This is a genomic window from Actinomadura sp. 7K507 (assembly GCF_004348425.1).
In the GTDB taxonomy this organism is placed as follows: domain Bacteria; phylum Actinomycetota; class Actinomycetes; order Streptosporangiales; family Streptosporangiaceae; genus Spirillospora.
Window position 1 is genome coordinate 1 of sequence record NZ_SMKK01000101.1, and the last position, 24,451, is coordinate 24,451.

Here is a 24,451-nt window from a genome sequence, read left to right on the forward strand (position 1 = left end):
GGAGGCAGGGAGGGGGCCAGCGTGGGCGATGCGAAGCGCAAGAGGTTCGGCGCGTACCTCGCACGGTTGCGCCGAGACGCGGGACAGAGCCAGCGGCAACTAGCAGAGACGCTCTGTCGCATCTCTGGGACCGCATCTGTGACGCGCCACGAGATCAGCCGATGGGAACGCGGCGAGCGCGTTCCTGATGTGTGGCTCCCCGCCCTAGCGACGGCCCTGAGTGTGCCCATAGACACCCTTGAACGGGCAGCAGCCCATGCCCGAGGCGAGGACATCGGCACAGAGTTGCGCAGCCCAGCCGAGGCACTCGCCTACTTCCTGCCCGACAGTGTGGATCTTGGGCCACTGGCGAGCACCGCAGGCCGCCAGGTTGGAGCCACCACGGCCGCCGCCCTTGCCGACCGGGCGCACAGCCTAAGACTCGCCGACGACGTCATAGCCGGAGGTGACCTACTCGCCCCCGCGCTCAGGGAACTGGACGGAGCCGTCCGGCTCTACCGGGAGACGACACATTCCGAGGAGACGGGCCGTTCGCTTCTCAGCAGCATCGGAGAGATAGCCCAGATCACGGGATGGATTGCCAGCGACGCAGGCGAGCACGACCAAGCCGCCCGCGCTTACCGGCTCGGAGTCTCGGCCGCCAGGGAAGCCGGAGACCGAGCGCTCGTCGGCAACCTCGCGGGCAGTCTGGCCTATCAACTCTCCAACACCGACCACGAAGGCGAAGGCGTCAGCCTTGCCCGTGCGGCACTGGAGGAAGCAGGGGCCGACGCACCAGCCAAGGCCCGCGCGCTCTACCTGGATCGAGTCGCATGGGCGCACGCTAAGACGGGCAACGCCCAAGCGGCCATGCGCGCACTCTCGGAGGCACACGAGGCGATGGCCGACGAGGACTCGCAGGAGTCGCCGGACTGGGCGTATTGGGTCTCGCCCGAGGAACTCGACGTGATGGACGCCCGCGTCTACACCGAACTCCGCAAGCCGTTGCGCGCCGTCCCCCTCCTGCAAGAGGTTCTCAGCCGGTACGACTCCACGCACACGCGGGAACTCGCCCTCTACCTCTCGTGGCTAGCCGTCGCCCTGGTGGACGCGAACGAGCCGGAGGAGGCCGCCAAGACCGCGCGGCAGATGCTCGACCTCTCTGTCGACTTCGCCAGCGACCGGACGGCCCAGCGAAACCGCGTCGTCCTGACCAAGCTGGAGCCATACGGCGACATCCCCGAAGTCCGCGAGGTGCTGAACGCCTACGCCGCCTAACAACAGACGAGCCCCGCACCGATGATGCGAGGCTCGTTTGCCGACGTCGGCGCGCTGTCAGTTGCGCCAAACCGGGTCAAGTAGGTCGGGGTCGAACTTCTTGTTGCCCTTGCCCGCCGGGTACATGATCACCGCGTGCACGGCCGAGCGGATGTAGGTCCGCTTCACCGAGATCGGAAACCCGCCCTCCTCCTCTGGCAGGTACCACCGACGCCGCACCTCGGAGGCGCTTGTCTCCTGCTGCGCCGCTTTCGCCGCGATGCTGGCCTCATGCTTGTTCTTCTCCCCGCGCAGGCGGTTGATCGTCTGCTCCAGCCCTGGGACCAGCTTGAAGAAGAAGTCATTGGTGATCTGGCGTGCGTTCCACTGGCGGGTCAGCTCGTCTAGCTGTTCTTCGACGTCCTTCAGCTCACCGGCCTTTGGCCACTCGGTGTCTTGAGGGCCGGAGGAGGACGACGCCTCTTCGAGCTTGGCCAACACCGCCTCAGAGACGAACATGTCCACCAGGTCACCGCGCCGGGAGACGCCACCGCAGCCACCCTCAGCACGGCTCAGGCAGGTGTAGGTGTGGTGACCCGCATCCTTCGGACCGTTGCAGCGAAGAGGCGTGTTGCACATCGTGCCGTCCGGGAGCCGCCGACCGCAGCGCAGGATGCCCGACAGTAGATAGGTGTGGTCCCGGTAGTCGGCAGGATGCGCCCGCCCGACCTTCATGTCACGGCCGACGAAGTGTCCCTTACGCCCCTCGAAGATCGCCCGGACGGCCGCCCACTGCTCAGAGCTGGCGACCGGTTCCCACAGGCCTTGCACCGGAGCGCCGTCCGGCCCCCGAACCAGTTCGCCCGCGATCTCACGCCAACCGCAGATCCGAGGACTGGACAGTGCGACCTTGAGAGACCGAACACTCCAGTCGTTGCCGCGCGCCGTCTTCACGCCCCGCTCTTGCCAGTCCATGACGATCGAGTGCAGCGACCGGCCGCTCAAGAAGTCCTTGACCGCCTGCGCCAGCAACTCGGCTTCTCGCGGTTCCAGGGTCAGCCGGTCGTCCTTCCAGCCGAACGGACGAGGCCCGCCGACCGGCCGCCCCTCCTCCGCACGAGCCCGATGCGACCGCCGCATACGACGCTGCATCTTGCGCACCTCCATCTTGGAGATGACCGCACCGAACAGACCCATGCTCTCTACGTCCTCGCTGTAGAGATCCTTCGGCCCGCGCTGGTCCGCGAACACCCGATCGTCTCGGAAGGTGAACGCCTCCACGAACCGTTCGTAGTCGCCAGGCCGACGCGCTAGACGATCCTCAGCCAGGATCACCACACCTTCTATACGGGTGCCGTCAGCGAGACGGCCCGCCCGCAGCGCGGTCAACATCGATTCGAAGTCGTCGCGGACGACGCTGAACTTGGCCGCCGATCTGTCGTTGTCGGTGAACTCGTGGACCACCGTCCACCCGTAGCGCGCCGCCGTCTCTCGGTTGGCCTTGTGCTGATCCTTGACGCCGTGGGAGTCCCGCCGGATGTCGGCAGAGATGCGAGCGTAGGAGACGACCGGGATCAGTGAGGCGGACGAGGTCACTACTACCTCCGTGGTTGTACCTGCATGAAGTGAACCACTACAACCTCGTCTACCGCGAGGAGGAGCGGGAGATGAACCCGCTGTGCGCCGACCAGGGCGTGGGGCTGCTTCCGTGGAGCCCGCTGGCCCGCGGGCTGCTCGCCGGCAACCGGGAGAGGGACGGCGAGCGCAAGACCGTCCGGTCCCGGAACGACGCGTTCGGGGACGCCCTCTACTCGGACGCCGACTTCGACGTCGTCGACGCCGTCCGTGAGGTCGCGAAGGAGCGGGGCGTCCCGCCGGCGCAGGTGGCGCTCGCCTGGCTCATCGGACGGCCGGGGGTGACCGCCCCGATCGTTGGCGCGACGAAACTCACCCATATAGAGGACGCGGTCGCGTTGGAGACCCTGAAGCTGGACGACGAGGAGGTCACGCGCCTGGAGGCGCCCTACCGGCCGCACCCGGTTCTCGGGCATTCCTGACCAAGAGCAGAAGCCGGCGCCCCCGGACTGAACGTCCCGGGGGCGTTCTGCGTCTACAGGGGTGGTGATTTGCGATACCACAGGAAATCGGGGCAGGCTGGGGACGAGAACGCCCACGCATGGTGAGACGGCCACGTGGGGACATGGGTGACAAGGTTCGGAGGCCGTGTTATGCGCCGCGCGCCTCCGAACTTCCGGGAGCCGAGGAGGCCCCGGGACGACGGCGCTGAAGGAGCCCGACGATGACCGAGAATGACGGCACGCAGGGACCGCAGCGGCCGTTGCCGGAGGACGAGGGCCGGCCCACGCCGCCGGAGGGGCAGGAGCCCCCCGCGCGGCCGCTGGGCGACCGCACCGTGGTGTTCGGGGCTCCACAGCTGGGCGGCAACGCCGGGGCCGCGACGCCGCCGGAACCGCAGCAGGAGCCCCGCGAGGAGGGACGGCCGTCGCCGCCTCCGCCGCCCCCCACGATGGTCGAGCAGCCGATGCAGCAGTACGGCGAGCAGCCCCCGGCGCCGCCCGGCGGGCAGTACGGCGGTCCGCAGGAGCAGCCTCCGTACGGGCAGCAGCCCGCGGGGCAGATGCCGTACGGCGCGCCTTCCGGTCCGGGTGGATACCCGCCCCAGGAGCAGTACCCGCCGCCGGGAGAACAGCAGCCCTACGGCCAGCCCCAGCCCGGCTACGGCCAGCCGCCCGAGCAGCCCCCGTACGGGCAGCCGGAGCAGCCGCAGTACGGCCAGGCGCCCCAGGCGCCGCAGTACGACCAGGCGCCGCAGTACGACCAGATGACCCAGTTCGACCAGCCACAGCAGCCCGGGTACCCGCAGCAGCCGATGCACGGCGCGCCTCAGGAGCAGTACGGGCCGCCCCCGTTCGGTGGTCAGGGCGGCGCGTACCCGCCGCCCGAGGCCGGTCCCGGTGCGCCCGCCGAGCAGGCCCCGCCGCAGCCCGAGCAGATACAGGACGAGCGCACGCTGATCGTCCCGGGTCCGTCCGCGGGCGCCCCGGAGGGGGAGCCCCAGCGGCCCGTGGTGGACGACCAAGCGACGCTGCACTGGTCGCCCGGCACAGACATCCCGGTCGCCACCGGCCCCGAGCGCAGGCAGGAGCCCCCGGCCGAGCCGTGGCAGGCGCCGGCGCCGCCGTCCACGCCGGATCCGTGGTCGCCGGAGTCGTCGCAGCCGGGCGGCATCCCGCCCGCGCCGCCGACGCTGGCCGAGCCGTGGTCGCCCGAGTCGTCCCAGCCCGGCGGCGTCCAGCCGACGCAGCCGACGCAGCCGGGCGGCCCGCCCGGTCAGCCGGGCCAGGTCGACACCGAGCGGACGATGATGGTGCCGCCGCCCGACTCCGGTTTCGGCGCCGGCTCGCAGCCGACCGGCAACCCGGCCGAGGACCTGTACCGCCCGCCCGGTGAGAGCGGTGTGGAGGACGCGCGTCCGACCGAGGCGTTCGACCCGTCCCAGGGCATGGGCGAGCACACCCGGATGGACATGGGCCAGCAGCAGTGGGGTCAGCAGGCCCAGCAGCAGGGCTTCGGCCAGCCCGAGCAGCAGGCCCAGCAGCAGGGCTTCGGCCAGCCGGAGCAGCAGGCCCAGCAGGGCTTCGGTCAGCCCGAGCAGCAGCGGGGGTTCGGTCAGTCCGAGCAGCAGTTCGGCGGCCAGCCCGGCGAACAGCAGCAGCAGTTCGGCCAGCAGCCCTACGGTCAGCAGCAGGACTTCGGCCAGCAGCAGGCGCAGCAGCAGGGGTACGGTCAGCAGTTCGGCCAGCCCGGCGGCGGCGAGCAGCAGCAGTTCGGCCAGCAGCAGGCCTACGGCCAGCCCGGTCAGCCTGGTCAGCCCGGCCAGCCCGCGCAGTACGGCGGCCAGCAGGGGCAGTACGGTCAGCAGCCCGGCTACGGGGCGGCCGAAGAGGGCAAGGGCAACAAGAACATGCTCCTGCTCGTCGGCGGCGCCATCGCCATCGTGGTCATCATCGCGGTGCTGGTGGTCGCCTTCGTCCTCTAAGACGTCCAGGACGCCCACGGCCGAGGATGGCGTAAAAGCTGGTCCACGTCTTCCCCAGCCGCGGGGGCGTGGGACATGATGCCGACGGATGTTCCCGCTCCAGACCGGTGGGAACATCCGTCGGCATTTCGCCGTTGAACGTCCTGGGAAGAAGGCTCTCCGACCTCTGCGGGCTTGCGCTGGAGGGCGGCGACACGGTAGTGCGCTCTTCACTTTGCACTATGGCGCGGCGGCCGGTAACCTCTTCACTTGTGCCCGCTGCGTGCGGGTCGCTATGCGTGTGCGTCGGCGAGGTCCGTTAGGCCAGCCCCAGCGCCGCATCCAATGAGCCTTTCTCGTCGTTGGTGGGCTTGGTGGTCTTCGGCCGCCGGGGCGCGCCGGATGGTAGAGACTCACTCCCCGGCTTGATTCGGCCCTGTATGGGCCGGGCGGTCTGTGACGGCATCGCACGGGTGTATCTCCGTGAGGTGGCGACACGCCCGACCGCGTGGGTCGGAGAGGTCGGGAAACCGGCAGGTCACAGCCTCGCCTGAGGCTGGGATTGCAGCATTAAGACTTACCGGCTCGGTACGAAGAAGACGGAGACGCGGTGCCCACGATCCAGCAGCTGGTCCGAAAGGGCCGGACGGACAAGGTGACCAAGAACAAGACGCCCGCGCTGCAGAACAGCCCCCAGCGGCGGGGCGTCTGCACGCGCGTCTACACGACGACGCCCAAGAAGCCGAACTCCGCGCTTCGGAAGGTCGCCCGTGTCCGGCTGACGAGTGGGATCGAGGTCACGGCCTACATCCCCGGTGTCGGGCACAACCTGCAGGAGCACTCGATCGTGCTTGTGCGCGGCGGTCGTGTGAAGGACCTCCCGGGTGTTCGCTACAAGATCATCCGCGGTTCGCTCGACACGCAAGGCGTCCGCAACCGCAAGCAGGCGCGGAGCAAGTACGGCGCGAAGAAGGAGAAGAGCTGATGCCGCGCAAGGGCACCGCTGGCAAGCGCCAGCTGATCGCTGACCCGGTGTACAACTCGCCGCTGGTCACCGCGCTCATCAACAAGATTCTCCTGGACGGCAAGCGTTCGATCGCGCAGAACATCGTCTACGACGCCCTTGAGGGCGCGCGCGAGAAGACCGGCAACGACCCGGTCGTCACGCTGAAGCGCGCGCTCGACAACGTCAAGCCGACCCTGGAGGTCCGCAGCCGCCGCGTGGGTGGCGCGACCTACCAGGTCCCGGTCGAGGTGCGGCCGTCGCGTAGCACCACGCTCGCCCTGCGGTGGCTGGTGGTGTACGCCCGGCAGCGCCGCGAGACGACCATGACCGAGCGGCTGATGAACGAGCTGCTCGACGCCAGCAACGGCCTCGGCGCGTCTGTGAAGAAGCGCGAGGACACGCACAAGATGGCGGAGTCCAACAAGGCCTTCGCCCACTACCGCTGGTAACCCCGGCGGGTATCGCACCGACGAGACGACGCGAGGACGAAAGTGGCTACCAAAACCGGTGTAGACCTGGCCAGGGTCCGCAACATCGGGATCATGGCCCATATCGATGCGGGCAAGACCACGACGACCGAGCGGATCCTGTACTACACGGGTATCAGCTACAAGATCGGCGAGGTCCACGACGGCGCCGCGACCATGGACTGGATGGAGCAGGAACAGGAGCGGGGGATCACCATCACCTCCGCCGCCACCACCTGCCATTGGCCCGTGGACGAGGCCGACCACACGATCAACATCATCGACACCCCCGGGCACGTCGACTTCACCGTTGAGGTGGAGCGCAACCTGCGTGTGCTCGACGGCGCGGTCGCGGTGTTCGACGGTGTCGCCGGCGTGGAGCCCCAGTCCGAGACGGTGTGGCGTCAGGCCGACCGGTACGGCGTTCCCCGCATGTGCTTCGTCAACAAGCTCGACCGGGTCGGCGCGGAGTTCCACCGCTGCGTCGACATGATCGAGAACCGCCTGAACGCGACGCCGCTCCCGCTGCAGCTGCCGATCGGCGCCGAGGCCGACTTCAAAGGCGTCATCGACCTGGTGACGATGAAGGCCCTGGTCTGGAACCCCGAGGCCAAGCTCGGCGAGATGTACGACACCGTCGACATCCCCGACACGCACACCGAGCAGGCGCGCGAGTGGCACGACAAGCTGGTCGAGACGCTCGCCGAGAACGACGACGACATCATGGAGCTGTACCTGGAGGGCGAGGAGCCCACGGTCGAGCAGCTCTACGCCGGCATCCGCCGCGCGACGATCGCCGCGAAGCTCACCCCGGTGCTGTGCGGCACGGCCTTCAAGAACAAGGGCGTGCAGCCGCTCCTGGACGGGATCGTCCGGTACCTGCCCTCCCCGATGGACGTCGAGGCCATCGAGGGCCACGCCGTCCGGGACGAGGAGAAGGTGCTCACCCGGCAGCCGAGCGAGGAGGAGCCCTTCTCCGCGCTGGCGTTCAAGATCGCGAGCGACCCGCACCTGGGCAAGCTCACCTTCGTGCGCGTCTACTCGGGCGTCATGGAGTCCGGTTCGAACGTGATGAACTCCGTCAAGGAGCGCAAGGAGCGCATCGGCAAGATCTACCGGATGCACGCCAACAAGCGCACCGAGATCGAGCGCGCGGGCGCCGGGGACATCGTCGCGGTGATGGGGCTCAAGCAGACCACCACCGGTGAGACGCTCTCCGACGACAAGAACCCGATCGTGCTGGAGTCGATGAACTTCCCGGCACCGGTCATCTCCGTGGCGATCGAGCCGAAGACCAAGGCCGACCAGCAGAAGCTGGGCACCGCGATCCAGCGGCTGGCCGAGGAGGACCCGTCCTTCCAGGTCCGGACGGACGAGGACACCGGCCAGACCGTCATCTCGGGCATGGGCGAGCTCCACCTGGAGATCCTCGTCGACCGGATGAAGCGCGAGTTCAAGGTCGAGGCGAACGTCGGCAAGCCCCAGGTCGCCTACCGCGAGACGATCGGCAAGAAGGTCGAGAAGGTCGAGTACACCCACAAGAAGCAGACGGGTGGCTCGGGCCAGTTCGGCCGCGTGATCATCGACCTGGAGCCGCTGGGCGGCGGGTCCGACGCCTACGAGTTCGAGAACAAGGTCACCGGTGGCCGCATCCCGCGGGAGTACATCCCGTCGGTCGACGCGGGCTGCCAGGAGGCCGCCGAGTTCGGTGTCCTGGCCGGCTACCCGATGGTGGGCGTCAAGGTCACCCTCCAGGACGGCGCCTACCACGACGTCGACTCCTCGGAGATGGCGTTCAAGGTCGCCGGCTCCATGGCGTTCAAGGAGGCCGCCCGCAAGGCGTCCCCCAGGCTGCTGGAGCCGATGATGGCGGTCGAGGTCACCACGCCCGAGGAGAACATGGGCGACGTGATCGGCGACCTCAACAGCCGCCGCGGTCAGGTCCAGTCCATGGACGAGCGGCACGGCATGCGCGTCATCAAGGCGCTCGTGCCTCTGTCCGAGATGTTCGGCTACGTGGGTGATCTGCGAAGCAAGACCCAGGGCCGGGCTGTTTTCACCATGCAGTTCGACTCCTACGCCGAGGTTCCTTCGAACGTCGCGCAGGAGATCATCGCCAAGGCACGCGGCGAATAGCCCGCGCGAGTTTCACAGATCACCAGGACCACATCGAAGCGGTCGTTCTAGACGGCCGAGGATCGCAGCAAGGAGCAACCAGTGGCGAAGGCCAAGTTCGAGCGGACGAAGCCGCACGTGAACATCGGCACCATTGGACACATCGACCACGGTAAGACCACGCTTACCGCGGCGATCACCAAGGTGCTCCACGACAAGTTCCCGGACCTCAACCCCTTCACGCCGTTCGAGGACATCGACAAGGCGCCGGAGGAGCGGGACCGCGGGATCACGATCTCCATCGCGCACGTCGAGTACCAGACCGAGGCTCGGCACTACGCGCACGTGGACTGCCCCGGCCACGCCGACTACATCAAGAACATGATCACCGGTGCGGCGCAGATGGACGGCGCCATCCTGGTGGTGGCGGCGACCGACGGCCCGATGCCGCAGACCAAGGAGCACGTGCTCCTGGCCCGCCAGGTCGGCGTCCCCTACATCGTCGTCGCGCTGAACAAGTGCGACATGGTGGACGACGAGGAGATCCTGGAGCTCGTCGAGCTCGAGGTCCGCGAGCTGCTCACCGAGTACGAGTTCCCGGGCGACGACCTTCCGGTCGTGCGCGTGTCCGCCTTCCAGGCGCTGCAGGGCGACGCCGAGTGGGGCGAGAAGATCGTCGAGCTCATGACCGCCGTCGACGAGAACGTGCCGGAGCCGGTCCGCGACATCGACAAGCCGTTCCTGATGCCGATCGAGGACGTCTTCTCGATCACCGGCCGCGGCACGGTCGTCACCGGCCGCGTCGAGCGCGGTGTCGTCAACGTCAACGAGACCGTCGACATCATCGGCATCAAGGAGAAGTCGACGACCACCACGGTCACCGGCGTCGAGATGTTCCGCAAGCTGCTCGACCAGGGCCAGGCGGGCGACAACGTCGGCCTGCTGCTGCGCGGCATCAAGCGCGAGGACGTCGAGCGCGGCCAGTGCGTCATCAAGCCGGGCACCACGACCCCGCACACCGAGTTCGAGGCGCAGGTCTACATCCTGTCCAAGGACGAGGGCGGGCGGCACACGCCGTTCTTCAACAACTACCGGCCGCAGTTCTACTTCCGGACCACGGACGTCACCGGCGTGGTGACCCTCCCCGAGGGCACCGAGATGGTCATGCCGAGCGACAACACCGAGATGAAGGTCGAGCTGATCCAGCCGGTCGCCATGGAGGAGGGCCTGAAGTTCGCCATCCGCGAGGGTGGACGGACCGTCGGCTCCGGTCGCGTCACGAAGATCCTCAAGTAACACCACACTCGTGAGCGGCGGCCCGGCCGCTGGAACCCAAGCCGGGCCGCCGCGCCACGACCCTCGACGTAACAGCGGCACTACAGCAAAGGACACCAGGCCACCATGGCGGGACAGAAGATCCGCATCCGGCTCAAGGCCTACGACCACGAGGTCATCGACACCTCCGCGAAGAAGATCGTTGAGACGGTGACGCGGACGGGCGCCAAGGTCGCCGGCCCGGTGCCGCTGCCGACCGAGAAGAACGTGTACTGCGTCATCCGCTCGCCGCACAAGTACAAGGACAGCCGCGAGCACTTCGAGATGCGCACGCACAAGCGGTTGATCGACATCATCGACCCGACGCCCAAGACGGTCGACTCGCTGATGCGACTCGACCTTCCGGCAGGCGTTGACATCGAGATCAAGCTCTAAGGGACGCACCGAGAATGAGTACGCAGAGGAAGGGCGTCCTGGGCGAGAAGCTCGGCATGACCCAGGTCTTCGACGATGAGGGCCGGATCGTTCCGGTGACCGTCGTCCAGGCCGGGCCGTGTGTCGTCACCCAGCTCCGCAGCCAGGAGAAGGACGGCTACACCGCCGTCCAGCTCGGCTTCGGGCAGATCGACCCGCGCAAGGTGAACAAGCCGCGCACGGGTCACTTCGAGAAGGCCGGCGTCACGCCGCGCCGCTACCTCGTCGAACTGCGGGCCGACGACACCACCGAGTTCGAACTCGGCCAGGAGATCACCGCCAGCGTCTTCGAAGCCGGCCAGAAGATCGACGTCACCGGGACGAGCAAGGGCAAGGGCACCGCGGGTGTCATGAAGCGCCACGGCTTCAAGGGCCTCAGCGCCTCGCACGGCACCCAGCGCAAGCACCGCTCGCCCGGCTCGATCGGCGGCTGCGCGACCCCCGGTCGCGTCTTCAAGGGCCTCCGCATGGCGGGACGGCAGGGCAACGCCCGCACCACCGTGCAGAACCTGACCCTCCACGCCGTCGACGCGGAGAAGGGCCTGCTGCTCATCAAGGGCGCGGTCCCCGGTCCCAACGGCGCCGTGGTGCTGGTCCGCGACGCAGTGAAGGGAGCGGGCAAGTGACTTCGAAGCTCGACATCGACCTGCCCGCCGAGGTCTTCGACGCGAAGACCAGCGTGCCGCTGATCCACCAGGTCGTGGTGGCTCAGCTGGCCGCGGCGCGGCAGGGCACGCACTCCACCAAGACCCGGGGCGAGGTGCGCGGCGGCGGCCGCAAGCCGTACCGGCAGAAGGGCACCGGCCGCGCCCGCCAGGGTTCGGTCCGTGCGCCCCAGTTCGCCGGCGGCGGCATCGTGCACGGCCCGCAGCCGCGGGACTACACCAAGAAGACGCCCAAGAAGATGAAGGCGGCCGCGCTGCGCGGCGCCCTGTCCGACCGCGCCCGGTTCGGCCGGGTCCACGTGGTCGACGGCCTCATCGAGGGCGACACCCCGAAGACGAGCACGGCGCTGAAGGCCCTGCGCGAGGTCACCGAGGCCAAGCGCGTTCTCGTGGTCCTGGACCGCGAGGACGAGCTGACCTGGCTGAGCCTGCGCAACGAGCCGAGCGTGCACGTGATCGTCTCCGACCAGCTCAACACCTACGACGTGCTGGTGAACGACGACGTGGTCTTCACGAAGACGGCCTACGACGAGTTCATCTCGCGCGCGGCGAAGAAGTAAGGAGGGTCGCCATGAACAAGATCGCCGACCCCCGCGACGTCATCATCGCGCCGGTCGTCTCGGAGAAGAGCTACGGGCTGCTGGACGAGAACAAGTACACCTTCGTCGTCCGCCCGGACGCCAACAAGACGCAGATCAAGCAGGCCGTCGAGTCGGTGTTCGGGGTCAAGGTGACGAGCGTGAACACGCTCAACCGGCAGGGCAAGCGCAAGCGCACCCGGTTCGGCTACGGCAAGCGCAAGGACACCAAGCGCGCCATCGTCAGCCTCGCCGAGGGCGAGCGGATCGACATCTTCGGAAGCCCGGCCTAGCCGGGGCGCGCCGAAGCAGACAAGGGATGAACGAATAAGATGGGCATCCGTAACTACAAGCCGACGACTCCGGGTCGTCGCGGCTCGAGCGTCGCCGACTTCGTCGAGGTCACGCGTGACGAGCCCGAGAAGTCGCTGCTGCGTCCGCTCCCCAAGAAGGGCGGCCGCAACAACCACGGCCGCATCACGACCCGGCACCAGGGCGGCGGGCACAAGCGCGCCTACCGCGTGATCGACTTCCGGCGGCACGACAAGGACGGCGTCCCGGCGAAGGTCGCGCACATCGAGTACGACCCGAACCGCACCGCGCGGATCGCGCTGCTCCACTACGTGGACGGCGAGAAGCGCTACATCCTCGCTCCGCGCGGGCTGAAGCAGGGCGACCGCGTCGAGAACGGGTCGGGCGCCGACATCAAGCCGGGCAACTGCATGCCGCTGCGCAACATCCCGACGGGTACCGTCATCCACGCCATCGAGCTGCGGCCCGGCGGCGGCGCCAAGATCGCCCGCAGTGCGGGCGCCGGCGTCCAGCTGCTGGCCAAGGAGGGCAAGTACGCCACGCTGCGGATGCCGTCCGGCGAGATGCGGATGGTGGACGTGCGGTGCCGCGCGACGGTCGGCGAGGTCGGCAACTCCGAGCAGTCGAACATCAGCTGGGGCAAGGCCGGCCGCATGCGGTGGAAGGGCAAGCGCCCCACCGTCCGCGGTGTGGCCATGAACCCGATCGACCACCCGCACGGTGGTGGTGAGGGCAAGTCCTCCGGTGGCCGGCACCCGGTGAACCCGGCCGGTAAGAAGGAAGGCCGCACTCGCCAGGCGAACAAGTCGAGCGACCGGCTGATCGTCCGTCGTCGCAGCAAGAAGAAGCGGTAGGAGTCGCTCGTCATGCCACGTAGCCTTAAGAAGGGCCCGTTCGTGGACGACCACCTGATGAAGAAGGTGGACACGCAGAACGAAAAGGGCACCAAGAACGTCATCAAGACGTGGTCGCGGCGCTCCATGATCGTGCCGGACATGATCGGTCACACGATCGCCGTGCACGACGGCCGCAAGCACGTCCCGGTGTTCGTCACCGACGCCATGGTGGGGCACAAGCTCGGCGAGTTCGCGCCGACGCGCACGTTCCGCAGCCATGTCAAGGAAGACCGCCGCAGCAGGCGCGGCTAGCAGTAGATCGTACGGAGAGAGGGAACAGCGATGGAAGCCAGGGCCCAGGCGCGGTTCATCCGCGTCACGCCCATGAAGGCCCGCCGCGTGGTGGACCTCATCCGCGGCCTACCTGCCGCGGAGGCGCAGGCGGTGCTGCGGTTCGCCCCCCAGGCTGCTAGTGAGCCGGTGGGCAAGGTGCTGGCGAGTGCCATCGCCAACGCCGAACACAACTTCAAGCTCGACTCGGACACACTGGTCGTCAGCCGCGCGTGGGTTGACGAGGGACCGACGCTCAAGCGTTTCCGTCCCCGCGCTCAGGGCCGGGCTTACCGCATCAACAAGCGCACGAGCCACATCACCGTGGTCGTGGAGTCGCGGGACGAGGCCAGCGCGGCGGCCGGCGGCGGTAAGAAGACGAGGAGGGCCCGGTAGTGGGTCAGAAGATCAACCCGCACGGGTTCCGGCTCGGCATCACCACCGATCACAAGTCCGTGTGGTTCGCCGACAAGCTCTACAAGGACTACGTCAAGGAAGATGTCCAGATCCGGCGCATGCTGCAGAAGGGCATGGACCGGGCGGGCATCTCCAAGGTGGAGATCGAGCGGACCCGTGATCGTGTAGAGGTCAACATTCACACGGCCCGTCCGGGCATCGTCATCGGCCGCCGCGGCGCGGAGGCCGAGCGGCTGCGGGGCGACCTGGAGAAGCTGACCGGCAAGCAGGTCCGGCTGAACATCCTCGAGGTGAAGAACCCCGAGATCGACGCGCAGCTCGTCGCGCAGGGCGTGGCCGAGCAGCTGTCCAGCCGGGTCGCGTTCCGCCGTGCCATGCGCAAGGCGATCCAGTCGGCGATGAAGTCGGGCGCCAAGGGCATCAAGGTGCAGTGCGGCGGCCGTCTCGGCGGCGCCGAGATGTCGCGGTCGGAGTTCTACCGCGAGGGCCAGGTCCCGCTGCACACGCTGCGCGCCGACATCGACTACGGGTTCTACGAGGCCCGTACGACGTTCGGCCGCATCGGCGTGAAGGTGTGGATCTACAAGGGCGAGGCCGCGTCGACCCGCGCCGAGCGGGAGCAGCAGGCCGCGCAGCAGCGCGCGGCCGGTGGCGGCGGCGGCCGTGAGCGTCGCGGCGGTGGCGGCGGCGAGCGTCGCGGTGGCGGCGGCCGTGGCGGCCGCGGTGGCCGTGGCGGCGAGCGCGGCGGCGGCGGCGGTGGCGGCGGCGGCGGTGCCGCGCCGAAGCAGCAGCAGAGTTCCGAGCAGCCGGCGCAGACGGCCGAGGCTGCTCCGCAGGGTGAGGGGAGCTGAGTAACCCATGCTGATCCCTCGCAAGGTCAAGCACCGCAAGCAGCACCACCCGAAGCGCCGGGGCATGGCCAAGGGCGGGACCAGGGTGACGTTCGGTGAGTACGGCATCCAGGCCGTCGAGGGCGCGTACGTGACCAACCGGCAGATCGAGGCCGCGCGTATCGCGATGACCCGGCACATCAAGCGTGGCGGCAAGGTCTGGATCAACATCTTCCCGGACCGTCCGCTGACCAAGAAGCCCGCCGAGACCCGCATGGGTTCCGGTAAGGGTTCGGTCGAGTGGTGGGTGGCCAACGTGAAGCCGGGCCGCGTGATGTTCGAGCTCTCCTACCCCAACGAGGAGATCGCTCGAGCCGCCCTTATGCGCGCGATCCACAAGCTCCCTATGAAGTGCAAGATCGTTAAGCGGGAAGTGGGTGAGGGCTGATGGCCAAGGGACTTGCGGCCGACGACCTGCGGACCGAGACCGAGGACGTCCTGGTCACCAAGCTCAAGGAGGCCAAGGAGGAGCTGTTCAACCTCCGCTTCCAGGCCGCTACCGGCCAGCTTGAGAGCCACGGGCGGCTGCGCACCGTGAAGCGCGAGATCGCCCGCATCTACACCGTGATGCGGGAGCGCGAGCTCGGCATCGTCACGGTCGAGGACGCCGTGGAGGAAGACGAATGACCGAGCAGACGACGGAGCAGGCGGAGAAGCGGTCCTCCCGCAAGATCCTTGAGGGCCTGGTGGTCAGCGACAAGATGGACAAGACCGTGGTCGTGTCCGTCGAGGACCGCGTGACCCACCGCCGGTACCACAAGGTGATCCGCCGCACGAAGAACTACAAGGCGCACGACGAGGCCAACGAGTGTGGCATCGGCGACCGCGTCCGTCTCATGGAGACCAGGCCGCTGTCGGCCACCAAGCGGTGGCGCGTGGTCGAGATCCTCGAGAAGGCCAAGTAATTACTGGTTCCACCAGGCTGATCGCCCGCACGCGCGGGCGATCAGAACCGGTGTGACGAACAGGAGTCAACGTGATTCAGCAGGAGTCGCGACTCAAGGTCGCCGACAACACGGGTGCGAAGGAGATCCTTTGCATCCGGGTTCTCGGCGGCTCGGGTAGGCGCTACGCGGGAGTCGGCGACATCATCGTCGCGACGGTGAAGGACGCCCTTCCCGCCGCGGGCGTGAAGAAGGGTGACATCGTCAAGGCCGTCATCGTGCGCACCCGCAAGGAGCGCAGGCGCCCGGACGGCTCCTACATCCGCTTCGACGAGAACGCAGCCGTGCTCATCAAGGACGGCGGCGACCCCCGCGGCACCCGTATCTTCGGCCCGGTGGGCCGTGAACTGCGCGAGAAGAAGTTCATGCGCATCATCTCGCTCGCGCCGGAGGTGCTCTGATGAAGATCCGCAAGGGTGACGAGGTCATCGTCCTCGCAGGCAAGGACAAGGGCGCGACGGGCAAGGTCCTGCGCGTGTACCCGCGCCGCGAGCGCGTCGTCGTCGAGGGCGTCAACCTCATGACCAAGAACATCAAGGCCGACCAGCAGCGTGCCGGTGCGGAGAGCGGCCGCATCACGATGGAGGCGCCGCTGCACGTCAGCAACGTCGCCATCGTCGAGGACGGCAAGCCGGTACGGGTCGGTTACCGCATCAACGAGGACGGCACGAAGGTTCGGATCTCGCGCCGTAGCGGTAAGGAGATCTGAGACCGATGACCGATACCGCCACAGAGCGCCCCGTCCCGGCGCCGAGGCTCAAGCTCCGCTACCGCGAGGAGATCGCGGGGCAGCTGCGCGAGCAGTTCGGCTACGCCAACGTCATGCAGATCCCCACGCTGACCAAGATCGTGGTCAACATGGGCGTCGGCGACGCGGCCAAGGACGCCAAGCTGATCGAGGGCGCGATCCGCGACCTGTCGCTGATCACCGGCCAGAAGCCGGCCGTGAACCGGGCCAAGAAGTCCATCGCGCAGTTCAAGCTGCGCGAGGGCATGCCGATCGGCGCGCACGCCACGCTGCGCGGCGACCGGATGTGGGAGTTCCTGGACCGGCTGCTCGCGACCGCGCTGCCTCGTATCCGTGACTTCCGCGGTCTGTCGCCGAAGCAGTTCGACGGCAACGGCAACTACACCTTCGGGCTGACCGAGCAGGTCATGTTCCACGAGGTCGACCCGGACAAGGTCGACCGGCAGCGGGGCATGGACATCACGGTCGTGACGTCCGCGAAGAACGACGACGAGGGCCGGGCGCTGCTCAAGCTCCTGGGCTTCCCCTTCAAGGAGAGCTGAGCACATGGCGAAGAAGTCGCTGATCGCCAAGGCGGCGCGGAAGCCGAAGTTCGGTGTGCGCGCGTACACTCGGTGCTCGCGCTGCGGGCGTCCGCGCTCGGTCTACCGGAAGTTCGGCCTGTGCCGCGTGTGCTTCCGGGAGATGGCCCACCGCGGTGAGCTGCCTGGCATCACCAAGTCCAGCTGGTGACCGCTTCCCCGGGGGACGATTCCCCTGGGGCGGACGCCGGCGAGTAATGACCGATCGGGCATCCGTGAGGGTGCCCATGACCGCGCCGAAGGTCCACGGGTCCCATCAACCCGAGGAAACCGCGGCGAGGAGGGCCAGCAGGCCATGACGATGACCGACCCGATCGCAGACATGCTTACGCGTCTGCGGAACGCGAATTCGGCATACCACGACGCCGTGTCGATGCCGTACTCGAAGATCAAGGCGCACATCGCCGAGATCCTCCAGCAAGAGGGCTACATCCAGGGCTGGGCCGTGGAGGACGCCGAGGTCGGCAAGAAGCTCAACATCGAGCTGAAGTTCGGGCCGACCCGGGAGCGCTCGATCGCTGGGATCAAGCGCGTCTCGAAGCCGGGTCTGCGCGTGTACGCGAAGAAGGACAACCTGCCCAGGGTCCTCGGCGGGCTGGGCGTCGCGATCATCTCGACGTCCTCCGGCCTGATGACAGACCGGCAGGCGGGCAAGCGCGGCGTGGGCGGGGAAGTCCTCGCCTACGTCTGGTGAGGGGAGGGCTCTAGAAATGTCTCGAATCGGACGTCACCCCATCACCGTGCCCAGCGGTGTCGAGGTCGACATCGACGGCCGCGAGGTCACGGTCAAGGGGCCGAAAGGCACGCTGTCGCACACCATCGTCGAGCCCATCGAGGTTCAGATGGAGGACGGCACGCTGACCGTGTCCCGGCCGAACGACATCAACAAGGTGCGCGGCCTGCACGGGCTCACGCGGACGCTGATCAACAACATGGTCGTCGGGGTCACCGACGGCTACAAGAAGACCCTGGTCATCCAGGGCGTCGGTTACCGTGTGGTGGCCAAGGGCAAGGGCCTGGAGTTCTCGCTCGGGTACAGCCACACGATCACGGTCGAGCCCCCCGAGGGCATCACCTTCACGGTGGAGCGGCCGACCCAGCTGATCGTCGAGGGCATCGACAAGCAGAAGGTCGGCGAGGTCGCCGCCAACATCCGCAAGCTGCGCAAGCCCGACCCGTACAAGGGCAAGGGCGTGCGGTACGAGGGTGAGTACGTCCGCCGCAAGGTCGGAAAGGCTGGTAAGTAGTCATGGCAGGCACCAAGACCCTGGCCGGAAAGGCCACGAGCGGTCGTGCCCTTTCGCGGAGGCGCCGGCACCTGCGGGTGCGCAAGAAGGTCCTCGGCAGCGCCGCGCGGCCCCGCCTGGTCGTGACCCGCTCCAGCCGACACGTGTTCGTCCAGGTCATCGACGACGACAAGGGCCACACGCTGGCCAGCGCGTCGACGATGGAGGCGGACCTGCGCGCCGACTCCGGCGACAAGACCGCCAAGTCCCGCAAGGTCGGCGAGCTCGTCGCCCGGCGGGCCCAGGACGCCGGCGTGTCCGCGGTGGTCTTCGACCGCGGCGGCAACAAGTACCACGGCCGCATCGCCGCCGTCGCGGAGGGTGCGCGCGAGGGAGGCCTGGAAGTCTAATGGGCCCGGATATGGCAAACGAGAGGAACCACTGATGGCAGCGCAGAGGCGTGGCGGCGGTCAGGGTGGCGACCGTCGCGACCGCCGCGACGACCGCCGCGGTGGCGCCGACAAGGGCCAGTCGTACATCGAGAAGGTCGTGGCGATCAACCGTGTCGCCAAGGTCGTCAAGGGCGGGCGTCGCTTCAGCTTCACCGCCCTGGTGATCGTCGGTGACGGCAACGGCACCGTCGGCGTCGGCTACGGCAAGGCCAAGGAGGTGCCCGCGGCGATCGCCAAGGGCGTCGAAGAGGCCAAGAAGCACTTCTTCAAGGTGCCGCGGATCCAGGGCACCATCCCGCACCTGGTGCAGGCGCGGGACGCGGCGGGCGAGGTCCTGCTGCGTCCGGCGAGCCCCGGTACCGGTGTGATCGCGGGTGGCCCGGTGCGCGCGGTGCTGGAGGCCGCCGGCATCCAGGACGTGCTGAGCAAGTCGCTCGGCAGCGACAACGCGATCAACATCGTGCACGCGACGATCGCGGGGCTGAAGGCGCTCAAGCGTCCCGAGGAGATCGCGGCCAAGCGCGGCCTGCCGATCGAGGACGTGGCGCCGGCCGCGATGCTGCGGGCGCGTGCCGCGGGCAGCGAGCCGAGGCCGGAGGTCGCAAGCTCATGAGCAATCTGAAGATCACGCAGACGAAGTCGGTGATCAGCGAGAAGCAGAACCAGCGTGACACGCTGCGCACCCTCGGCCTGAGGAAGATCGGGCAGAGCGTGGTCCGGGAGGACCGCCCGGAGGTGCTCGGCATGATCCGGACGGTGTCGCACCTCGTCACCGTCGAGGAGGTCGACTGACATGGCGGCTGATCTCGGTAAGAAGGACGGCGCCACCGGCGCCGGAACCACCGGGGCCGAAACCACCGAGGGCGCTCCGCTCAAGGTGCACGACCTGCGTCCTGCCCCGGGCGCCAACCGCCGCAAGGTCCGCAAGGGCCGCGGCGAGGCGTCCAAGGGCAAGACCGCCGGCCGCGGCACCAAGGGCACCAAGGCCCGCAACACCGTCCCCGTCGGTTTCGAGGGCGGGCAGATGCCGCTGATCCGCCGGGTGCCGAAGCTGAAGGGCTTCAAGAACCCGAACCGGGTCGAGTTCCAGGTGGTGAACCTGGACAGGCTCGCCGAGCTCTACCCCGAGGGCGGCGAGGTCACGGCGGAGGATCTGGCGGCCAGGGGCGCGGTGCGCCGCGGCCGGCCGGTCAAGGTCCTCGGCACCGGCGACATCTCCGTCGCGGTCCAGGTGAAGGCGCACGCCTTCTCCGGATCCGCCAAGGAGAAGATCGCCGCCGCCGGTGGAACCGCGGACGAGCTGTAGAGAGACACCTTCGATGCCGGGGCCGTGTTCGCCGTGCGCCGGGGGCCGGAAGGCCTTCGCGCCGGGCGGGACGGCCCCGGTCGCATCTGCTGTTAGAGTCACACGGGCGAAGGCGATCCTAGTGAGATTCCGCACTCCGGTGTCTCAGCGGGTATCCTCCGCCCGAAATCATGGACCTGTTACCGGCCCCTCGGTGGCCATGAACATGAACTCGCCAGTCACGCAGGAGGAATGGTGCTGACCGCGTTCGCTCGGGCTTTCCGTACGCCTGACCTGCGTAAAAAGTTGCTCTTCACGCTGTTCATCATCTTGATCTTCAGGCTCGGGTCGGTCTTTCCGACGCCGAACGTGAACGTTGAGGTGTTGAAGCAGACCGCCGACGCGGCCAAGGAGGGCAACCAGCTCTACGGCCTGGTCGACCTGTTCAGCGGTGGAGCGCTGCTGAGACTTTCGATCTTCGCCCTGGGCATCATGCCCTACATCACGGCGAGCATCATCCTTCAGCTGCTGACGGTGGTGATCCCGCGCCTGGAGGCCCTGAAGAAAGAGGGGCAGTCCGGCACGACGAAGATCACCCAGTACACCCGTTACCTGACGGTCGGGCTCGCGATCCTGCAGGCCACCGGCATCGTCGCGATGGCGAGCACGGGGCAGCTGTTCGCGGGTGTCTCCGGCTCCGACGACATCTTGTACGAGACGACTGTCTTCCCGATCGTCACCATGGTGATCATCATGGTGTCCGGCACGGCGGTCATCATGTGGCTGGGCGAGCTGATCACCGACCGGGGTGTCGGCAACGGCATGTCGCTGCTGATCTTCACGCAGGTGGTGGCGATCTTCCCCGCCCAGTTCTGGAGCATCTTCAAGGCCAAGGGCGGCTTCGTCTTCGCCGTGGTGCTGATAGTCGGTCTGGCGATCATGGCCGGTGTCGTGTTCGTCGAGCAGGCCCAGCGGCGGATCCCCGTCCAGTACGCCAAGCGGATGGTCGGCCGCCGCATGTACGGCGGCACCTCGACCTACATCCCGCTGAAGGTGAACCAGGCCGGCATCATCCCGATCATCTTCGCGTCCTCGCTGCTCTACCTGCCGGTTCTGGCGACCCAGCTGTGGCCCGACACCGGGTGGCTGCAGAAGGCCCAGCCCTACCTCCAGCAGGACAACGCCTGGCACATGGCGGTCTACTTCGCCTTCATCATCTTCTTCACCTACTTCTACGTGGCGATCACGTTCAACCCCACTGAAGTTGCCGACAACATGAAGAAGTATGGTGGATTCATCCCAGGTATCCGCCCTGGTCGGCCGACTGCTGAGTACCTCGACTACGTGCTGACCCGGATCACCACACCCGGTGCCTTTTACCTGGGGCTGGTGTCACTGATTCCGATGGTCGCGTTCGCACTCCTGGGCGCGACCCAGGAGTTCCCCTTCGGTGGCGCGAGCATCCTCATCATCGTCGGCGTCGGACTGGATACCGTGAAGCAGATCGAAAGTCAGCTGCAGCAGCGCAACTACGAGGGTTTCCTGCGGTAGTGCGTATCGTCCTGGTGGGCCCCCCTGGAGCGGGCAAGGGGACGCAGGCCCAGTTCATCGCATCTCACCTGTCCATCCCGAAGATCTCGACAGGTGACATCTTCCGCGCGAACGTGAGCGGCGGCACACAGCTCGGCCGGCAGGCCAAGCAGTACATGGACCGCGGCGATCTCGTACCCGACGAGGTCACGATCGCGATGGTCCGCGACCGGCTCGCCGAGGACGACGCCAGCGACGGGTTCCTGCTGGACGGCTTCCCGCGCAACGTCCCCCAAGCCGAGACACTGAAGAAGATCCTCGCCGAGTGGGACGCCCGGCTCGACATGGTCCTGGAGTTGGTGGTCGACGAGGACGAGGTCGTCCGGCGGCTGTCGGGGCGGCGTACCTGCGACCGCTGCGGGCGGATCTGGCACGTCGACTTCGACGACAAGCAGGACGACATCTGCGACGACTGCGGCGGGCACCTGTTCCAGCGTGACGACGACAAAGAAGAGGTCGTCATGCACCGCCTGGAGGTCTACAAGCAGGACACGTCCCCGCTGGTCCAGTTCTACGCCGACGAGAACATCCTCGTCGGCATAGACGCGACGGGCCCGGTCGAAGAGGTCACCAAGCGCGCCTTGGCCGCCCTCCGCCCACTGGAGAAGTGACACAGGGAACGCTGGAGAAATGACGTTCGGGACGCGGGGACGCTGCGGCGGCCCGCTCCCGCCCGCCGGGGCCGCGCACAGCGGCCCCGGCGGTCCTGTCAGGGGGAGAGATGTTCAAGAAGCGCAGGCCCGCGATCCAGATGAAGACCGCGGAGCAGATCGAGCTGATGCGCGCGGCCGGGCTGCTGGTCGGGCGGACGCTGGGGGTGCTGCGGGAGGCGGTCAAGCCGGGGATCACGACCCTGGACCTGGACGTGATCGCCGAGCGGCACATCCGCGACCACGGCGGTGTCCCGTCGTTCAAGGGCTACTACGGCTTCACCGGGACGATCTGCGCGTCGATCAACGAGGAGATCGTGCACGGCATCCCCGCCGGCGGGAAGGTGCTGCGCGACGGCGACGTCATCTCCATCGACTGCGGTGCGATCGTGGAGGGCTGGCACGGCGACGCGGCGATCACCGTCCCGGTGGGGGAGATCACCACGGAGCTGCAGCGGCTCCTGGATGTCACCGAGACGTCCCTGTGGCACGGTCTCGCGGCTGGAACGGCCGGAGCCAGGCTCTCGGACATGTCGCACGCGATCGAGGCTTACATCCGCTCTCAGGGCGCCTACGGCATCGTCGAGGGCTACGGCGGCCACGGCATCGGGACCGAGATGCACATGGACCCGCACATCCCCAACCACGGTGACCCGGGGCACGGGCCGGTCCTGGAGCCGGGGATGTGCTTCGCGGTGGAGCCGATGGTGAACCTCGGCACGAAGCAGACGGTGGAGCTGGACGACGGCTGGACGGTCGTCACCCTCGACGGGCGTTCCTCGGCGCATTTCGAGCACACGTTCGCGGTCACGCCGGAAGGCCCGCGCGTCCTCACGGCACTGGACGAGGGCCGTGAGTGGTTCGCGAAGCTCGGCAAATAGGCCTTGCTCCAGGGAGCGCTCAAGGATTTCCTCCGCCCATAATGGGACGTGACGCTTCTTGCTGAGTGGAGGAACGATGGCGCCGAACCCTGACGTCCGGGCCTCGGACGCCGACCGCGACCGGGTGGCGGAGAGCCTGCGGGACCACTGCGGCGAGGGCCGGATCACGATGGACGAGCTGCACGAGCGTCTGGAGGCCGTCTACGAGGCCAAGACGATGGGGCAGCTCCAGGAGGTCACCGCGGACCTGCCCGAGGAGGACCTCTACCAGCTTCCCGTCCCGGCGACGCAGGCGAAGAGCACCGAGTCCCCGGTCAAGGCCGCGGCGCGGGACCTGGACGTCACCGGCAACCGGACGATGTGGGCGGCGTGGGCGGCGGTCAGCGGGATCAACTTCACGATCTGGCTGATCATCGCGGTCTCGACCGGCTGGGTGTACCCGTGGTGGATCTGGGTGGCGGGCCCGTGGGGCGCGATGCTGCTCATCCGCACGCTGTTCGGCGGCCGCCAGAGCGGCTGCTGAGCCGTCGCGCCGCGTCCGGTCACTCCACGTCCATCAGGGGCCGGTAGTTCCCGATCGGGACGAAGTGCGTCGTGGCCGTGCCGTCCTGGTCGACGAGGTGGATGGCGAAGCCCGCGGGTTCCCCGGTGACCGCGGCGCGGCCCGGCTGGGTCAGGTCCAGGAACAGCTGCCGGTAGGTGCTGGGGCAGGTGGTGCTGACGGTTCCCGCGAGCGAGCCGACCGAGCCGCGGTGGACGTGCCCGGAGATCACCCGCACCACCTGCCGGTGCCTTGAGATCACGGACGCGAACCCGGCGGGGTCGACGAAGCGCATGTCGTCGATGAACCGGATCCCGATCGGGAAAGTCGGGTGATGGGTGGCGACGACGGTCGGCGTGTCGGGGGCGCCGCGGAGCGTCCGGTCGAGCCAGGCGAGCCGGGCCTCGCTCATGTGGCCGTGCGGGTGGCCGTCCACGGTGGTGTCGCAGCAGACGAGCCGCACGTTGGCCACATCGACGGCGTACTGGACGGGGGCCTGGGGTGCGACGCCGGTGCCCGTCACGGCGGGGTGGTCCCTGAACACCTTCCGCATCTCGTCACGGTCGTCGTGGTTGCCGGGCATCGGGTAGACGGCCATCGGCAGCGGCGACAGCAGCGCGTGCAGCCGCGCGTACTCGGCGGGGAGCCCGCCGTCGGCGAGGTCGCCGGTGAGGACGACGGCGTCCGGGCGCGCGGGCAGCGAGAGCAGGCTCGACACGGCGGCCCGCAGGGCGCGGACCGGCCCGGAGCCGTCGTCGACCTGCCCGTCGCGGCCGGCCGCGAGGTGGATATCGCTCAGCTGCGCGATGATCGCCATCGATCCTCTCCCCCTTGCCCAAGCACATCACGGACCCGTGGCCGAGGCGCCCGATCCACCCCCCGGGCGCCGAGACGATCTTCGCGCCCCCGGGCC

General features: G+C 68.1%; 34 protein-coding genes. 32 read left to right on the plus strand and 2 right to left on the minus strand.

Features of this window, described 5'->3' with window-relative positions; genetic code table 11:
• Positions 1 to 1,257, plus strand: a 1,257-nt coding sequence (locus tag E1285_RS22795; protein ID WP_347814096.1) for a helix-turn-helix transcriptional regulator, incomplete at its 5' end; no start/stop codon positions are given.
• A gap of 57 nt (positions 1,258 to 1,314) precedes the next feature.
• Here E1285_RS22795 and E1285_RS22800 read toward each other — a convergent pair.
• Positions 1,315 to 2,832, minus strand: a complete 1,518-nt coding sequence (locus E1285_RS22800; RefSeq protein ID WP_132155298.1) for a recombinase family protein — start codon at positions 2,830 to 2,832, stop codon at positions 1,315 to 1,317.
• A gap of 14 nt (positions 2,833 to 2,846) precedes the next feature.
• Here E1285_RS22800 and E1285_RS22805 point away from each other — a divergent pair, with 14 nt between their 5' ends.
• The 31 genes from E1285_RS22805 to E1285_RS22955 all read left to right on the plus strand — a co-directional run bounded on the left by E1285_RS22805 (position 2,847) and on the right by E1285_RS22955 (position 23,520).
• The gene (locus tag E1285_RS22805; protein ID WP_243722986.1) at positions 2,847 to 3,293 is read left to right on the plus strand and encodes an aldo/keto reductase; all 447 of its coding nucleotides are present in this window, start codon (positions 2,847 to 2,849) and stop codon (positions 3,291 to 3,293) included.
• Positions 3,294 to 3,535: 242 nt separating this feature from the next.
• The gene (locus E1285_RS22810; RefSeq protein WP_132155300.1) at positions 3,536 to 5,296 is read left to right on the plus strand and encodes a hypothetical protein; all 1,761 of its coding nucleotides are present in this window, start codon (positions 3,536 to 3,538) and stop codon (positions 5,294 to 5,296) included.
• Positions 5,297 to 5,885: 589 nt separating this feature from the next.
• Complete coding sequence (gene rpsL / locus E1285_RS22815; protein WP_132155302.1) at positions 5,886 to 6,260, plus strand: 30S ribosomal protein S12; 375 nt, start codon at positions 5,886 to 5,888, stop codon at positions 6,258 to 6,260.
• Positions 6,260 to 6,730: a 30S ribosomal protein S7 gene (rpsG, locus tag E1285_RS22820; RefSeq protein WP_132155304.1), complete on the plus strand. Its 471-nt coding sequence runs from the start codon at positions 6,260 to 6,262 to the stop codon at positions 6,728 to 6,730. Before rpsL ends, rpsG begins: the two co-directional genes overlap by 1 nt.
• 42 nt (positions 6,731 to 6,772) lie before the next feature.
• Positions 6,773 to 8,884 carry an elongation factor G gene (fusA, locus tag E1285_RS22825; protein WP_132155306.1) on the plus strand — a complete coding sequence of 704 codons (2,112 nt, stop codon included), beginning with the start codon at positions 6,773 to 6,775 and terminating at the stop codon, positions 8,882 to 8,884.
• 81 nt (positions 8,885 to 8,965) lie between these two features.
• Positions 8,966 to 10,159: an elongation factor Tu gene (gene tuf / locus E1285_RS22830; RefSeq protein WP_132155308.1), complete on the plus strand. Its 1,194-nt coding sequence runs from the start codon at positions 8,966 to 8,968 to the stop codon at positions 10,157 to 10,159.
• A 105-nt stretch (positions 10,160 to 10,264) separates the two neighbouring features.
• Entirely contained in the window at positions 10,265 to 10,573 is a 309-nt protein-coding gene (rpsJ, locus tag E1285_RS22835; RefSeq protein ID WP_018657599.1) for a 30S ribosomal protein S10, read from the plus strand.
• A gap of 14 nt (positions 10,574 to 10,587) precedes the next feature.
• Positions 10,588 to 11,238, plus strand: coding sequence for a 50S ribosomal protein L3 (gene rplC, locus E1285_RS22840; RefSeq protein ID WP_132155310.1), 651 nt, complete (start codon positions 10,588 to 10,590; stop codon positions 11,236 to 11,238).
• Positions 11,235 to 11,837, plus strand: a complete 603-nt coding sequence (rplD, locus tag E1285_RS22845) for a 50S ribosomal protein L4 (RefSeq protein ID WP_132155312.1) — start codon at positions 11,235 to 11,237, stop codon at positions 11,835 to 11,837. Before rplC ends, rplD begins: the two co-directional genes overlap by 4 nt.
• A gap of 11 nt (positions 11,838 to 11,848) precedes the next feature.
• On the plus strand, positions 11,849 to 12,148 hold the full coding sequence (rplW, locus tag E1285_RS22850; protein ID WP_132155314.1) for a 50S ribosomal protein L23: 300 nt from the start codon (positions 11,849 to 11,851) through the stop codon (positions 12,146 to 12,148).
• A 39-nt stretch (positions 12,149 to 12,187) separates the two neighbouring features.
• Complete coding sequence (gene rplB, locus E1285_RS22855; RefSeq protein WP_132155316.1) at positions 12,188 to 13,021, plus strand: 50S ribosomal protein L2; 834 nt, start codon at positions 12,188 to 12,190, stop codon at positions 13,019 to 13,021.
• A 12-nt stretch (positions 13,022 to 13,033) separates the two neighbouring features.
• Positions 13,034 to 13,315 carry a 30S ribosomal protein S19 gene (gene rpsS, locus E1285_RS22860; RefSeq protein ID WP_132155318.1) on the plus strand — a complete coding sequence of 94 codons (282 nt, stop codon included), beginning with the start codon at positions 13,034 to 13,036 and terminating at the stop codon, positions 13,313 to 13,315.
• 30 nt (positions 13,316 to 13,345) lie between these two features.
• A complete protein-coding gene (gene rplV, locus E1285_RS22865) occupies positions 13,346 to 13,729 on the plus strand; it encodes a 50S ribosomal protein L22 (protein WP_132155320.1) in 384 nt (127 codons plus the stop codon).
• Positions 13,729 to 14,601 (plus strand): 30S ribosomal protein S3, encoded by an 873-nt coding sequence (gene rpsC / locus E1285_RS22870; protein WP_132155322.1) that lies wholly within the window; start codon positions 13,729 to 13,731, stop codon positions 14,599 to 14,601. Before rplV ends, rpsC begins: the two co-directional genes overlap by 1 nt.
• Positions 14,602 to 14,608: 7 nt before the next feature.
• A complete protein-coding gene (gene rplP, locus E1285_RS22875; protein ID WP_131876400.1) occupies positions 14,609 to 15,028 on the plus strand; it encodes a 50S ribosomal protein L16 in 420 nt (139 codons plus the stop codon).
• The gene (rpmC, locus tag E1285_RS22880) at positions 15,028 to 15,267 is read left to right on the plus strand and encodes a 50S ribosomal protein L29 (protein WP_132155324.1); all 240 of its coding nucleotides are present in this window, start codon (positions 15,028 to 15,030) and stop codon (positions 15,265 to 15,267) included. The genes rplP and rpmC overlap by 1 nt, the downstream gene beginning before the upstream one ends.
• Entirely contained in the window at positions 15,264 to 15,545 is a 282-nt protein-coding gene (gene rpsQ / locus E1285_RS22885; protein WP_132155326.1) for a 30S ribosomal protein S17, read from the plus strand. The genes rpmC and rpsQ overlap by 4 nt, the downstream gene beginning before the upstream one ends.
• Before the next feature lie 71 nt (positions 15,546 to 15,616).
• Complete coding sequence (gene rplN / locus E1285_RS22890) at positions 15,617 to 15,985, plus strand: 50S ribosomal protein L14 (protein ID WP_131876397.1); 369 nt, start codon at positions 15,617 to 15,619, stop codon at positions 15,983 to 15,985.
• Positions 15,985 to 16,293 carry a 50S ribosomal protein L24 gene (gene rplX / locus E1285_RS22895; protein ID WP_132155328.1) on the plus strand — a complete coding sequence of 103 codons (309 nt, stop codon included), beginning with the start codon at positions 15,985 to 15,987 and terminating at the stop codon, positions 16,291 to 16,293. The genes rplN and rplX overlap by 1 nt, the downstream gene beginning before the upstream one ends.
• Positions 16,294 to 16,298: 5 nt before the next feature.
• Positions 16,299 to 16,874, plus strand: a complete 576-nt coding sequence (gene rplE / locus E1285_RS22900) for a 50S ribosomal protein L5 (RefSeq protein ID WP_132155330.1) — start codon at positions 16,299 to 16,301, stop codon at positions 16,872 to 16,874.
• A 4-nt stretch (positions 16,875 to 16,878) separates the two neighbouring features.
• Positions 16,879 to 17,064, plus strand: coding sequence for a type Z 30S ribosomal protein S14 (locus E1285_RS22905; protein ID WP_018657585.1), 186 nt, complete (start codon positions 16,879 to 16,881; stop codon positions 17,062 to 17,064).
• A 144-nt stretch (positions 17,065 to 17,208) separates the two neighbouring features.
• On the plus strand, positions 17,209 to 17,607 hold the full coding sequence (rpsH, locus tag E1285_RS22910) for a 30S ribosomal protein S8 (protein ID WP_132155332.1): 399 nt from the start codon (positions 17,209 to 17,211) through the stop codon (positions 17,605 to 17,607).
• Positions 17,608 to 17,623: 16 nt separating this feature from the next.
• Positions 17,624 to 18,160, plus strand: a complete 537-nt coding sequence (gene rplF, locus E1285_RS22915; RefSeq protein WP_132155334.1) for a 50S ribosomal protein L6 — start codon at positions 17,624 to 17,626, stop codon at positions 18,158 to 18,160.
• Positions 18,161 to 18,162: 2 nt separating this feature from the next.
• Positions 18,163 to 18,549, plus strand: a complete 387-nt coding sequence (gene rplR, locus E1285_RS22920) for a 50S ribosomal protein L18 (protein ID WP_132155336.1) — start codon at positions 18,163 to 18,165, stop codon at positions 18,547 to 18,549.
• 31 nt (positions 18,550 to 18,580) lie between these two features.
• Positions 18,581 to 19,204 carry a 30S ribosomal protein S5 gene (gene rpsE / locus E1285_RS22925; protein WP_131952947.1) on the plus strand — a complete coding sequence of 208 codons (624 nt, stop codon included), beginning with the start codon at positions 18,581 to 18,583 and terminating at the stop codon, positions 19,202 to 19,204.
• The gene (rpmD, locus tag E1285_RS22930) at positions 19,201 to 19,383 is read left to right on the plus strand and encodes a 50S ribosomal protein L30 (RefSeq protein WP_132155338.1); all 183 of its coding nucleotides are present in this window, start codon (positions 19,201 to 19,203) and stop codon (positions 19,381 to 19,383) included. Before rpsE ends, rpmD begins: the two co-directional genes overlap by 4 nt.
• A 1-nt stretch (position 19,384) precedes the next feature.
• Entirely contained in the window at positions 19,385 to 19,897 is a 513-nt protein-coding gene (gene rplO, locus E1285_RS22935) for a 50S ribosomal protein L15 (RefSeq protein ID WP_243722987.1), read from the plus strand.
• 234 nt (positions 19,898 to 20,131) lie between these two features.
• Complete coding sequence (secY, locus tag E1285_RS22940; protein WP_132155365.1) at positions 20,132 to 21,427, plus strand: preprotein translocase subunit SecY; 1,296 nt, start codon at positions 20,132 to 20,134, stop codon at positions 21,425 to 21,427.
• Positions 21,427 to 22,077, plus strand: a complete 651-nt coding sequence (locus E1285_RS22945; protein ID WP_132155340.1) for an adenylate kinase — start codon at positions 21,427 to 21,429, stop codon at positions 22,075 to 22,077. Before secY ends, E1285_RS22945 begins: the two co-directional genes overlap by 1 nt.
• Positions 22,078 to 22,187: 110 nt before the next feature.
• Positions 22,188 to 22,997 carry a type I methionyl aminopeptidase gene (gene map / locus E1285_RS22950; protein WP_132155342.1) on the plus strand — a complete coding sequence of 270 codons (810 nt, stop codon included), beginning with the start codon at positions 22,188 to 22,190 and terminating at the stop codon, positions 22,995 to 22,997.
• Positions 22,998 to 23,073: 76 nt separating this feature from the next.
• The gene (locus E1285_RS22955; RefSeq protein ID WP_132155344.1) at positions 23,074 to 23,520 is read left to right on the plus strand and encodes a DUF1707 domain-containing protein; all 447 of its coding nucleotides are present in this window, start codon (positions 23,074 to 23,076) and stop codon (positions 23,518 to 23,520) included.
• A 19-nt stretch (positions 23,521 to 23,539) separates the two neighbouring features.
• Here the strand turns inward: E1285_RS22955 and E1285_RS22960 are convergent, their stop codons facing one another.
• On the minus strand, positions 23,540 to 24,355 hold the full coding sequence (locus E1285_RS22960; RefSeq protein WP_132155346.1) for a phosphodiesterase: 816 nt from the start codon (positions 24,353 to 24,355) through the stop codon (positions 23,540 to 23,542).
• Positions 24,356 to 24,451: the final 96 nt, after the last annotated feature.